At 70.3% G+C, this 10986-nt stretch carries 10 protein-coding genes and 1 pseudogene; 8 read left to right on the top strand and 3 right to left on the bottom strand.

Annotation, left to right across the window (positions count from 1 at the left end):
- The 6 genes from HYZ11_03790 to HYZ11_03765 form a co-directional block, all read left to right on the top strand.
- A partial coding sequence (locus tag HYZ11_03790; protein MBI3126708.1) for a hypothetical protein occupies nucleotides 1-301 on the top strand: 301 nt, incomplete at its 5' end.
- A 255-nt stretch (nucleotides 302-556) separates the two neighbouring features.
- Nucleotides 557-1636: a hypothetical protein gene (locus tag HYZ11_03785; GenBank protein ID MBI3126707.1), complete on the top strand. Its 1080-nt coding sequence runs from the start codon at nucleotides 557-559 to the stop codon at nucleotides 1634-1636.
- 202 nt (nucleotides 1637-1838) lie between these two features.
- Nucleotides 1839-2375 (top strand): hypothetical protein, encoded by a 537-nt coding sequence (locus HYZ11_03780; GenBank protein MBI3126706.1) that lies wholly within the window; start codon nucleotides 1839-1841, stop codon nucleotides 2373-2375.
- A 141-nt stretch (nucleotides 2376-2516) separates the two neighbouring features.
- On the top strand, nucleotides 2517-3728 hold the full coding sequence (locus HYZ11_03775) for a hypothetical protein (GenBank protein ID MBI3126705.1): 1212 nt from the start codon (nucleotides 2517-2519) through the stop codon (nucleotides 3726-3728).
- A 67-nt stretch (nucleotides 3729-3795) separates the two neighbouring features.
- Complete coding sequence (locus tag HYZ11_03770) at nucleotides 3796-4704, top strand: hypothetical protein (GenBank protein MBI3126704.1); 909 nt, start codon at nucleotides 3796-3798, stop codon at nucleotides 4702-4704.
- Between the two features lie 67 nt (nucleotides 4705-4771).
- The gene (locus HYZ11_03765) at nucleotides 4772-5266 is read left to right on the top strand and encodes a hypothetical protein (protein ID MBI3126703.1); all 495 of its coding nucleotides are present in this window, start codon (nucleotides 4772-4774) and stop codon (nucleotides 5264-5266) included.
- Nucleotides 5267-5372: 106 nt separating this feature from the next.
- Here HYZ11_03765 and HYZ11_03760 read toward each other — a convergent pair whose 3' ends face one another.
- Entirely contained in the window at nucleotides 5373-5882 is a 510-nt protein-coding gene (locus tag HYZ11_03760; protein ID MBI3126702.1) for a VOC family protein, read from the bottom strand.
- A gap of 36 nt (nucleotides 5883-5918) precedes the next feature.
- The gene (locus HYZ11_03755; protein ID MBI3126701.1) at nucleotides 5919-7208 is read right to left on the bottom strand and encodes a SpoIIE family protein phosphatase; all 1290 of its coding nucleotides are present in this window, start codon (nucleotides 7206-7208) and stop codon (nucleotides 5919-5921) included.
- Between the two features lie 186 nt (nucleotides 7209-7394).
- Between HYZ11_03755 and HYZ11_03750 the strand changes: the two genes are divergently transcribed.
- Complete coding sequence (locus HYZ11_03750; protein ID MBI3126700.1) at nucleotides 7395-8828, top strand: TldD/PmbA family protein; 1434 nt, start codon at nucleotides 7395-7397, stop codon at nucleotides 8826-8828.
- Nucleotides 8829-9122: 294 nt separating this feature from the next.
- Complete coding sequence (locus HYZ11_03745) at nucleotides 9123-10445, top strand: hypothetical protein (GenBank protein ID MBI3126699.1); 1323 nt, start codon at nucleotides 9123-9125, stop codon at nucleotides 10443-10445.
- A 33-nt stretch (nucleotides 10446-10478) separates the two neighbouring features.
- On the opposite strand, the pseudogene HYZ11_03740 reads toward HYZ11_03745, so the two are convergent.
- Nucleotides 10479-10702: pseudogene (locus HYZ11_03740) on the bottom strand (type II toxin-antitoxin system MqsA family antitoxin).
- Nucleotides 10703-10986: the final 284 nt, after the last annotated feature.

Here is a 10986-nt window from a genome sequence, read left to right as displayed (position 1 = left end):
GCGCTTCATCACCGGGCCCTCCCTCAGGCTCCTGGGCGAGAGGGGGCCCGAGCATGTCTTGAACGTGGACTCCGAGCCCTCGGTGCGGGCGCTCAGGGAGGGCCTCCGGCCGGTCATACGCGAGCTCTTCGAGGAGGAGCGGCGGGCCTCGGGGGGCCCGGCCGGGCGCCCGGTCACGGTGAACATCGACGCGCGCGGGGCGCTCTTCCCGGACGAGCGGGGGATGGAGAAGCTCGCGCGGCTCATCGAGGAGCGGCTGCGCACCTTCCGGTCGCGGCGCGTCGGGCACGCGGGGGCGTAGGGGGTTTCTACCTTCACCCCACCCCCCCAATACCTCCCCCCCCCTGAGGGGGGAAGGGGCAAGGCTTTGAGCCCCCCCGCCTTTCAGGGTCCCCGAATCGACCTGTCGATTCGAGAGGAGGGGTGAAGGGGAGGGGCAGGTGACGTAGGGGCGAACGGCGTTCGCCCATTTATCGGGTCCCCGGATCGGCCAACCGGTCCGAGAGGAGGGGCGTATGCCATACGCCCCTACGAAATCAAATGTGGGGAGGGTTACATGTCGCACCGCTTCATGTACCAGAACCTGCTGGGGACGGGGACGGCGATCGCCCCCTCCTCGGTCGCGCGGGCCGTCGTCGGGGGGGCGGTGCCCCGCGTGGCGAACGGCGCGGGCGCGGCGGTCTTCTCGGGGGCCTACGCGGGCCAGGACCAGGAGGTCTACACCGTCGAGATCGAGACGGAGGGAGAGGTGGGGACGGCGGCGTTCAAGTGGCGGAAGACCTCGACCCCCGTGGGGAGCTGGGAGGCCTCGGGCCTCCCCACGGCCTTGACCGACACCGCGCTCGGCCAGGGCGTCCGGGTGCGCTTCGCGAACGGGGCCTCGGCGCCCGCCTTCCGGGCCGGGGACCGCTGGCAGGCCACGGCCTCCCAGTTCCGCTCGCCCAAGATGCTCCACGACCTCGACCCCGGCACCGCCTGGCGCTCGGGGAGCCCGCCCCTCGCGGCCGAGGCCCTGGTCTTCGACCTGGGCGCGGCCCAGGCGCCGGACGCCTTCCTTCTCCACGGGCACAACCTCTCCGCCGCGGCCTCGGTGCGCATCCAGGCGAACGGCGCGGACGCCTGGGGCGTGCCCGCCCTCGATGAGCCGGTGGCCTGGCGGGCGGGGACGATGGCCCGCTACCTCACGACCTCGCCGCGCAGCCACCGCTTCTGGCGGCTCCTGATCGAGGGGGAGGCGGGGAACCCGGCGGGCCACCTCGAGATCGCGGAACTCTACCTCGGCGGCTACTTCGAGCCCGCCTACGGCTTCGCCTGGCGGAACGTGGTGGCCGAGGAGGCGCTCGAGCGCGGGCAGGAAACCGAGAGCGGCGCGGCGCGGAGCGTGCTCCTCAACCGCGGCCGGCGGGCGCTGCTGCCCTACGCCCACGTCTCGGCCCAGCAGAAGGGCCTCTTCCTCTCCATGTTCCAGGCGGCCAAGGACAAGGAGGCCGAGCGCAACAAGCCGCTCTTCGCCCACCTCGACGTGGACGACCAGGACTCCCTCTTCCTCGCCACCCTCGCCGGGGCCTTCTCCCCCGCCGAGGAGGGCCCCGACGACTACGCCTTCGATCTGGAGCTCCTCGAAAGGCTCGCCTAGAGACACCTCGCATCCGTAGGGGCGAACCTTGTGTTCGCCCCTACGGTCCCGCGGAAGGGCGATGACAAGCATCGCCCCTACAGAAGCCTTCCCACCGACAAGGTGATCCTCCCATGCGCTAGGCCACCGACAACGCCATCCGGCCCCAAGCGGCGGGGCCGCTCGGGGACCCCTCGTAGCCATCGCGGACACGGAGGACGACATGCGCCAGGCCACCGACAACGCCATCGCCGATCTCGCCCGGCACGGGGAGGGGCGGCGGGCCCTCGTGCTCTACCACCTGACGAACGCCCACGGGCGGCGCGTCTTCTGCCGCGCGGTCCCGCCCGACCTGCTGGTGGGGCAGGGCGGCCAGGTCTGGTTCCTGGACGGCGGCTGGACGCTGGACGGCCAGGTGGCGCTCGGCGAGGGCTCGGAGGCGCTGCTCGGGGTACACGCCTGGGTGATCGACGGAGGGAGCTTCCTCCAGGGCCGCCTGGGGAGCACCTCGCCGCTCGAGGCCTTCCGGGAGAAGGAGCTCTCGGGTTTCACCCTCACCCTCTCGAACGCCCCGGACGGGGAGGGCCACCCGAGGATGGGCCGCATCCTGGCCCAGGAGCCCGTGGTGGGCGGGCGGCTCGACGTGCGGGTGGGCTTCGCCGGCCGCTCCCTCGAGGACGTGCTGCCGCTGGCCTCGTTCATCGTGCGCCGGGTGGTCGAGCGCCGCGGCGCGGTGGTCCTCGAATGCGAGGGGGCGTGAGGGGGGGGAATGGACCGTAAGCAAGGTTTTTGTAGGGGCGATGCTCGTCATCGCCCTCTTCGAATCGGTGCGCCGGGTCGGATCTAACGGACGGGCGAACACAAGGTTCGCCCCTACAGAAGCAACAAAGGAAAAGATCAGATGGCTGACTTGACCAAGCACCGCCTGAACGATCCCTTCCGCCTCGCCCGCGCCTCGCGCTACGCGAGTCCCGGCGACCCGGGGGAGGCCCTGCCCATCGCCTATGGCGACCTCACCTTGGGCCTGGGGCCCGGGCGCGGCGCCTACCGCTGCCCCCAGATCGACACGGCGGGGGCGGGCGCCTGGTGCGTCGCGGGGCACGAGATTCAGGGGAGCGTCTCTTTGTTCGACGCCAATGGCCTGATCAATCCCAGCCTCTATACCTTGAATCCGGCTCAGGACTTCCAGGGGATGGGCGTCATCGCCACCGCCGCCTTCTCGGTGGCGCCCGCGCGCTTCGTCGAGGCCGTCTGCAAGGGGAGGAAGGACGCCTCGGGCGCCCTCATCGAGAGCCCCATCCGCATCGTGGAGGACCTGATGACGAGGGTCTGGGGCTTCTCCCCGCAGGACCTCGACCCGCGCGCCTTCTCCATCGCCGCGTCGGCCGCGTCGGCGCTCGGCTACAAGGCGGCGGGCGTCCTTCAGGAGGACCGCTCCCCGGCCGAGGTGCTCGCCTCGCTGCTGGGGGACTTCCTCGGCCGCTTCGAGGTGGACCCCTACGGGCGGGTGCGCGTCCTCATCGCGGGGGAGGAGACGGGGAGCATCTTTCCCGTGAAGGCGCTGCCTGCCTCGGGGGCGGCGGAGATCTTCGCCGAGACGGCGCGGGACTCGGCGGTGAATCAGGTGCCCGTCCTCTACGCGGCGGGCTTCGCGGACGGCCGCTTCATGCGGCACGACGACGGGGCGTCCACCCGAGACGCCGCCTCCCAGGCCCTCTACGGGGTGCGCCTGCCCCCGGGTGGGAGCCTCGAGCTGGAGTGGGTGCGGGACGAGGCGGCGGCCCGGGCCGTCCAGCGGCGCATCGTCGAGCGCCTCCGTGACCCCTCCCGCGTCATCACCGTCCGGGACACCACCCTGCGGGCGCTCGAGGTCGAGCCCGACGACTACGTCGCCTTCTCCGTTCCCTGGCTGCGGAGCGCGGAGCTCGAGCCCCTCGTCAACCAGATCGGCCAGGTGATCTCCGCGGGCGTGGACCTGCGCGAGCAGGCGGTGGAGCTGCGCCTCCGGGACACCGGCCGCTGGCTCACCCGGGCCTTCGCGCTGGACGGCTCCCGGGGGCTGGCCGGCGGCGCGCTCCTCGGCGGGGAGCGGGACACGACGATTTACGCGTAATTCCATCACCCCGTAGGGGCGGATTGCAATACGCCCCTACATGGGGACAACGAAAGGAGGAACATGCATGCCCATCGGCGCGGACGTCTCGGCGCAATACACCGAAGAGGCCGTCGGCGGCGGCCATCCGACCAAGGCCCGGGTCATTGACCGCCTGGCGCTGGTCGAGCACCATGTGGACGGGAAGCACAACGCCTCGAAGCTCCCGGTCGGCTGCGGGGGCTACTTCCGGCAATCCACGGCGACCGAATGCCGTCTTGAAAGGTCTACATCGCCCGGCAACCTGTGGGGGGACGCGATTCCCTTCAATCCCGTCTCCGGCGACCCGTATTTCCTGCCGCTCGGGGCGGCCAAGACCATCTCGAACGCTGGGTTGGCCGCGAATACGGCCTACTACGCTTATGCCTACGATAATTCGGGGGTGGTGGCGCTTGAGCTTTCGGCGGCCGCGCCCGACCTGACGACGAACAAGCTGCCCATCAAGACGGGCGACGTGACGCGGACGCTGGTGGGGATGGCGCGGACGGATGCCTCGGTCCAGTTCGTGGACACGGCCGCGCAAAGGTTCGTGATTTCGTTCTGGAACCGGGTCAAGCGGGCGGCCGCGAGCGACATCTCCATCGCGAGCACGCCAAACGCGGTCTGGACCAGCCTCAACAACCTCCAGGTGCTGGCGTTCGCCGGCGATGCTTTTGAGCACAGGGCGTCGGGATTTCAATACAACGACACCGCGGGCCACACCTCAAATGTGACCCTCAGCAAGGACCCCACGATTGCCGGCACCGGCGCTTCCACCTTTCCGAACTCGCTTTTCAACAGCCCGGCGGGAGGGAACCCGGCGGGGTTCGGCCTGGAGCGTCTGGAGGCCGCCGCCGCCAACGGAGTCCAGGATTCCTTCTTGTTCATCCGGAAGACCACCGGGAGCGGTTTGGCGACCGTGGGCCAGGTCCGGCACGAAATTGTCTTTTGGGGATAAGGGAGCCCATCCCGAATCGACTCGTCGATTCGGGGACCCAATGGATGGGCGATGGGGGGGATATGAAATGAAAATCATCAATCTGAGCGCGATGCCGGGGCCGCACTTCTTCCGGGAGCTTGAGGCGGCGGGCCTGGGCGGGAAGGCGAGCCTCCGGTCTGCGGTGCTGGAAGGGGGAGGGGAGCAGCCGCAGCTTCTCCTTCACGACGAGGCGGCGGAGGCGGCGGTGATGGCGGTCGTCGCGGCGCACAATCCGGTGCCGCCCACCTTCGCCGGGGAGTCGGTGCTGTCGGCGCAGGACGTGGACCGGGTGACCTCGAAGCGCATCCTGGCCTACCTGGCGCCGCAGTGGGCCGAGGACGCGCGGATGCAGGAGCGGCACGTGCTGCGGGCGCTCCAGGACGTGGCCCGCGCCCAGGACGTCAAGCGCGATCCCGCGAGCTACACCCAGGCCGATATCACGTGGGCGGACCAAGCCATCGCCCAGGCGAGGACGAAGGACGCCCAGGTGCTCGCCTACCGGCAGGAGGCGGCGGACTTCAAGGCCGCGCGAGGGTGGTGAGAGGGCCGGTGGGGCTCCCGGCGAATTCCGGGAATTTCCGGGAAATTACGGGGAATTCCGGCGACAAATCCTTCTTCGGAGGAGCCGCCCGCCCCGGCTGCCCGCCCTACGACTCGAACTCCTGCGCCGCGAAGCCGGGCCGGCTGACCCGCATCATCCAGCAGAAGAACTCCACCCGGTTGCCGTCGGGATCGAGGATGTAAAAGGAGTGGCTCCCGCTTCCCCCCACGAAGGGATTCTCGTCCCCTCCCTCGGCGCCGTGGACCGCCGGGCCGAAGACGATCTTCGCCCCGGCCCGGCGGATGCGCGCCAGCTCCTCGAGCCAGTCCTCCCGGGAGCCCAGTTCAAAGGCCAGGTGGTTGATGCCCACGTCCTTGCGGAAGTGGGAATCGGCCGGACCGGCGGCATCCGGATCGCCGTCCGCGGGCTGGGCGAAGAGGACCACGTCGTGGTGCATGTCGGCGCCCCGCAGGAAGCATATGGCCCGGGGGGCGGGGGGAGAAGGGCGCATCGAGGTGAGCTTGAGCCCCACGACCTCACGGTAGAAACGGACGGAGGCTTCCATGTCCTTGACCTGGAGTCCCACGTGCTGGAGGCGTTTCGCGGCGCCTGGCATGGCTTCCCTCCCATCAGGGGCTTTCGATGAAGGCCCTCACTGCGCGCGGACGGCGAGGAGCGTCACGTCGTCGCGGGGCGGGCCTCCGTCCCGGAAGTCGCGGATGCGGCGGAAGAGAAAGTCCACCGCGGAGTCGGCGCTGCGCCCGGCCTTCTCGAGGTCGAGCGCGAGCCGGCCGGCCGAGTACTCCGCGCCCGAGGGGCCCTGCGCCTCGGTGACGCCGTCCGAGCAGAGCAGCAGCACCTCCCCGGCGAGGAGCTCCACCCCGGTCGCCTCGTAGGCGGCCGGGGAAGCGATGCCCAGCGGGGTGGAGGCGGCCACGCCCAGGGGGCCGGCCGAGCCGTCCGCCCGCCGCACGAGGGGGGGCAGGTGGCCCGCCGAGGCGAGGTGCAGCACGCCCTCGCGCGGCGCGGTGAGGCCGTAGAGCATGGTCACGAACATGCCGCGGCGGCTGCGCTTGATGAGCGACTCGTTCAGGGCGCCCAGCACGGCGCGCGGGTCGGGGTCCGCCACGATGAGGTGGTGCAGGTCGCTCAGCAGCCGCGCCATGTAGAGGGCGGCGCCCACGCCCTTCCCCGAGACGTCCCCCAGGTAGAAGGCCAGCCGGCCGTCCGCCAGCTCGCGCACGTCGTAGAAGTCCCCGCCCACGGCGCGGGCGCTCTCGCTCCGCCCGGAGAACTCGAAGCCGCCGCCGGTCAGGTGGAGGACGGGCGGGATGAAGCTCTCCTGGATGGCCCGCGCCAGCTCGAACTGCTGCTCCATCCGCTCCTTCTCGACGAGCGAGCGGTGCATCTCCGCGTGGACGATGGCCACCGCCGCCTGATGGGCGAGGGAGGTGAGGAGGGGCAGGAGCCTCTTGCCGAAGGGGGTTCTCCCCTTCGGGTGGCTCAGGTTCATGACGCCGAGGACGCGGCCGCGGTAGGCGAGGGGGAGGCAGGCGAAGGAGCGCGACCGCTCGGCGCGGGCCCGGCGCTCGGCGAAGCGCGGGTCGCGGGCGATGTTCTCGACGAGGAGGGGCTCCCCGGTGCGCGCCACCCGGCCCGAGATGCCCTCGCCGTCCGGGACGCGGGTCTCGGCGACGGTCTCCTCCCGCAGGCCCACCGCGTTCGCGATGCGCAGGTGCTTCCGGTCCGGCTCGTAGAGGAGCACCGAGCCCTGGCGGGCGCCGGCCACGTCCAGGGCGGTGCGCAGGATGGTGTCGAGGGTCTCGGAGAGATCGAGCGAGGACATCAGCGCGGCCGTGCACTCCTGCACCCGGCGGAGCTGGCGCACCTCCTGCTCGAGGAGCGCCAGGCGTTCGGCGAGCTCCGATGCGGCGTCGTCCATCGCCTTATCCATGAGAGCGAAAACCACGGGAGCGAAAATTCGCCCGGCCGGCTCGAAGCATAGCATGCCCGGCGCGGAGAGGCCCCGGGCCGGCGCCCGTTCCTCCGGCGGCGGAGGTGTGAGAGAATTCAACCGGAGGGCCCGCCCCGGGTCTTCCGCCGGCATCCCAAGCCGTGGAGATATTCCATGTTCAAGAAGGCCGAGGGCTGCTTCCTCGCGGCCCGGCCGTGCGCGGACTTCTGGTCCCTGCGCCTGGTGCGCCAGCGCATCGAGACGATCTGGGTGCACCGGGGGGTGCTCCAGCCCGTGAGCGTGCGCGAGGACACGGGCGCGATGGTCCTCCTGTGCCAGGGGCGCGGCATGGGCTACGCCGCCACCTGCGACCTCTCGGCCAGGGGCTTCCGCCGGGCGCTGGAGGAGGCGGAGGGGTGGGCCCGGCTCGGCGCCGGGGCGGGCCTGGTGGATCACGATGCCATCGCCTACCCGCACCCGCAGGGTGAGTACGAGAGCCCCTGCCGCGTGCCCTGGGAGAAGGTGCCCCTCGAGGAGAAGGTGGGCCTCCTGCTCGAGCTGAACGAGGCCCTCCGCCGGGGGCGCCGCATCGTGGACTGGGACGCCAGCCTCTCCTACACCGAAGAGGAGCGCCTCTACCTCACCTCGGGCGGCGGGCGGGTGAGGCAGCGCTTCCGCTACCTCTCGCCCGACATGGGCGCCACCGCCGCCGAAGGGGCGAGGAGCCAGCGCCGCAGCCACGGGATGGCCTGCCGCTCGCGCCAGGGCGGCTGGGAGGCCGCGGAGCCCGGGCGCCTGCGCGAGCTGGCCGCGCGCTACGCGGCCGAGGCCGAGGAGCTGCTCGGCGCCCCCAACTGCCCCTCCGGCCGGATGGACCTCCTTCTCGACCCGGACCAGATGTACCTCCAGATCCACGAGTCCATCGGGCACCCGCTCGAAATCGACCGCATCCTCGGGGACGAGCGCAACTACGCGGGCACGAGCTTCGTCACGCCGGACATGTTCGGGAGCTACCGCTACGGCTCGGAGCTCCTGAACGTCACCTTCGACCCGGGCGTCGAGGGGGAATTCGCCGGCTACGCCTTCGACGACGAGGGCGTCCCCGCGCGGAGGGAGCACCTCATCCGGGACGGCATCCTCGTGCGCGGGCTGGGAGGGATGACCTCCCAGGCGCGCTCGGGCCTCCCGGGCGTGGCCTGCACCCGCGCCACCGGCTGGAAGCGCCCCGCCATCGACCGCATGGCCAACCTCAACATCGAGCCGGGCGGGTCGGCGCTCGGCGAGATGATCCGCTCGGTCGAGCGCGGGGTGTATATGAAGACCAACTGCTCGTGGTCCATCGACGACTCGCGACTCAAGTTCCAGTTCGGCTGCGAGTGGGCCCGCCTCATCGAGGAGGGGATGCTCACCCGGGTGGTGCGGAACCCCAACTACCGGGGGGTGACGCCCGAGTTCTGGCGCGGTCTCCGGATGCTCGGGGGGCCCGAGACCTTCGAGGTGCTCGGCACCCCCGAGTGCGGCAAGGGCGAGCCCAACCAGACCATCCGCGTCGGCCACGCCAGCCCCGCCTGCCTTTTCTCGAACGTCGAGGTGTTCGGTGGCGAATGAGGCGGAGAGCCTGGCGATGGGGGTCATTCTGAACCCTTCGCGTTGCTCAGGGCAGGCTCCGCGAAAATGTCATGCTGAGCCCTGCGCTTGCGCTCAGGGTAAACTCCGCGAAGCATCTCGGTCTGTCTCTGCGATGTCAAAACCCACACCGAGATTCTTCGCTTCACCCGGAGTGACGGAGTTGGGTGTCGGTTGATTTCTTATGTAGGGGCGGTTCGCGAACCGCCCCTACGGCCTCAAATAATTCGGATGTTGGACATCCGATGGGAAACCGCTTTCCTGGGAGTGAATGACATGCGCGAAGCCTTCGAGCGCGCGGCGGCGTTCGCCTTCGGGCGCCTGACGGGGGACGAGGTGTGCGCCCTCCACTTCGAGGGGGAGGAGTCCCGCTTCGTCCGGTTCAACAAGGCGGCGGTGCGCCAGGCGGGCCAGGTGCGCCAGATGCGCCTCAATCTCCAACTCATCCGGGGCGCGCGCCAGATGCAGGGCTCTGTCACCTTGACGGGGGATGCGGAGGAAGACCAATCGCAGATCGGCCGCATCCTCGGCGACCTGCGCGGGGCTCTCCCCCTCCTGCCGGAGGATCCTCACCTCGCCTATCCCGCGGACGCCGCCGTCTCCGAGAGCGAGGGGATGGACCGCCTCCCCCCGGCCGAGGAGGCGGTCAGGGACATCCTCTCCGTCTCCAAGGGCCATGACATGGCGGGCTTCCACGCCCAGGGGGCCATCTGCGCGGGTTTTGCCAGCAGCCTGGGCGCGCGGCGCTGGTTCGCCTCCCACCCCTTCAACTTCGACTGGAGCTTCTATGTCCGGGGGGACAAGGCGGCCAAGGGCCGCTATGCGGGCTTCGAGTGGGACCGGGAGGCCCTCGCCGGGCGCGCCGCCCGGGCCGCCCGCGAGACCGAGCTCCTCGCCCGGCCCGAGCGCACCGTGCCGCCGGGGCGCTACCGCGTGTACCTCAGCCCCTACGCCGTCGAGGATTTCGTATCGACGGTCGCGCGGCGCGGCTTCGGCCTCAAGGGCCTGCGCACCCGGCGGAGCTCGCTGCTCCAGATGGCCGAGGAGGGAAGGAGGCTCAGCCCCCTCGTGCGCCTGGAGGAGGCCCCGGCCTCGGGCGTGGGCCCGGACTTCCAGGAGGAGGGCTTCCCCAAGGCGCCGCGCGTTCCGCTGCTGAGGGAGGGCGCGCTCGGCGAGTCCCTCGTCTCCCCGCGCTCCGGGAAGGAGTACGGCGTCCCGACGAACGGCGCCTCGGAAGGCGAGATGCCCGAGGCGCTCGACATGGGGGCGGGGGACCTCCCCATGGAGGATGCCCTCGCCCGGCTGGGCACCGGCGTGTACATCGGGGATCTGTGGTACCTCAACTACTCCGACCTCGCCTCCTGCCGCATCACCGGGCTCACGCGCTTCGGCACCTTCTGGGCGGAGGGGGGCGAGATCGCGGCGCCCTTGCGCGTGATGCGCTTCGACGAGACGGCCTACCGCGTCCTGGGGGAGAACCTCACGGCCCTCACGCGGGAGCGCGAGCTCATCCTCGACCCCGGCACCTACCGCCAGCGCACCACCCGGAGCGCCGTGACGCCGGGCGCGCTGGTCGAGGAGTTCAATCTGACGCTGTGAGGGGGAATATAAATCTTTATGGCTCTGAATAGTTCACGCCGTGAAGGTTAGGATCTCGACCTCGGCCCCCTTGCGGGCGGTCTCCTCGGCGAGGGCCAGCACGCATCCGGCGACGCCGTCCTGCACATAAGGCTCTCCGCAGTTCTCGCACGCCTCGGCGGGCACTTCCTTGAGGATCACCGTCGTCCCCTCGCGGGTGGGGGCATGGTGGTTTCCCCCGGACGCCTCTCCCCCTGCTTGCAGATAGGGCACTTCACTGGAATTTCCTCCTCCGGAAATCGGGCACAGCAAGGATGTCATTCCGAACGGAGCGAAGCGGAGTGAGGAATCTACTGGCGCGGCCACCCTCGAGATTCCTCGCTGCGCTCGAAATGACATCGTTCGTCCGGTTTCTCATTCGAAACAAAAGCCGGAGGGATCATCCCCTCCGGCCTCTTTCTTTTCCCTTTTCGCTTCCGCCCTACCGGCCCATCATGGCCTTGTACTTCTCCTTCAGCTTCTGCTTGTCCGCCTCGGAGAGGTTTTTGAACTGGGAGGAGTT

It is taken from the genome of Candidatus Tectomicrobia bacterium (assembly GCA_016192135.1).
Classification (GTDB): Bacteria; UBA8248; UBA8248; order UBA8248; family UBA8248; genus 2-12-FULL-69-37.
Note: the sequence above shows the minus strand (reverse complement) of the source record. Positions and strands in the feature narration are given on the sequence as shown.

Excerpts from the sequence above, each read along its gene's own strand:
- HYZ11_03785 (MBI3126707.1), top strand. The coding sequence starts at position 557 with ATGTCGCACCGCTTCATGTACCAGAACCTGCTGGGGACGGGGACGGCG.
- HYZ11_03780 (MBI3126706.1), top strand. The coding sequence starts at position 1,839 with ATGCGCCAGGCCACCGACAACGCCATCGCCGATCTCGCCCGGCACGGG.
- HYZ11_03770 (MBI3126704.1), top strand. The coding sequence starts at position 3,796 with ATGCCCATCGGCGCGGACGTCTCGGCGCAATACACCGAAGAGGCCGTC.
- HYZ11_03755 (MBI3126701.1), bottom strand. The coding sequence starts at position 7,208 with ATGGACGACGCCGCATCGGAGCTCGCCGAACGCCTGGCGCTCCTCGAG.
- HYZ11_03760 (MBI3126702.1), bottom strand. The coding sequence starts at position 5,882 with ATGCCAGGCGCCGCGAAACGCCTCCAGCACGTGGGACTCCAGGTCAAG.
- HYZ11_03745 (MBI3126699.1), top strand. The coding sequence starts at position 9,123 with ATGCGCGAAGCCTTCGAGCGCGCGGCGGCGTTCGCCTTCGGGCGCCTG.
- HYZ11_03765 (MBI3126703.1), top strand. The coding sequence starts at position 4,772 with ATGAAAATCATCAATCTGAGCGCGATGCCGGGGCCGCACTTCTTCCGG.
- HYZ11_03775 (MBI3126705.1), top strand. The coding sequence starts at position 2,517 with ATGGCTGACTTGACCAAGCACCGCCTGAACGATCCCTTCCGCCTCGCC.
- HYZ11_03750 (MBI3126700.1), top strand. The coding sequence starts at position 7,395 with ATGTTCAAGAAGGCCGAGGGCTGCTTCCTCGCGGCCCGGCCGTGCGCG.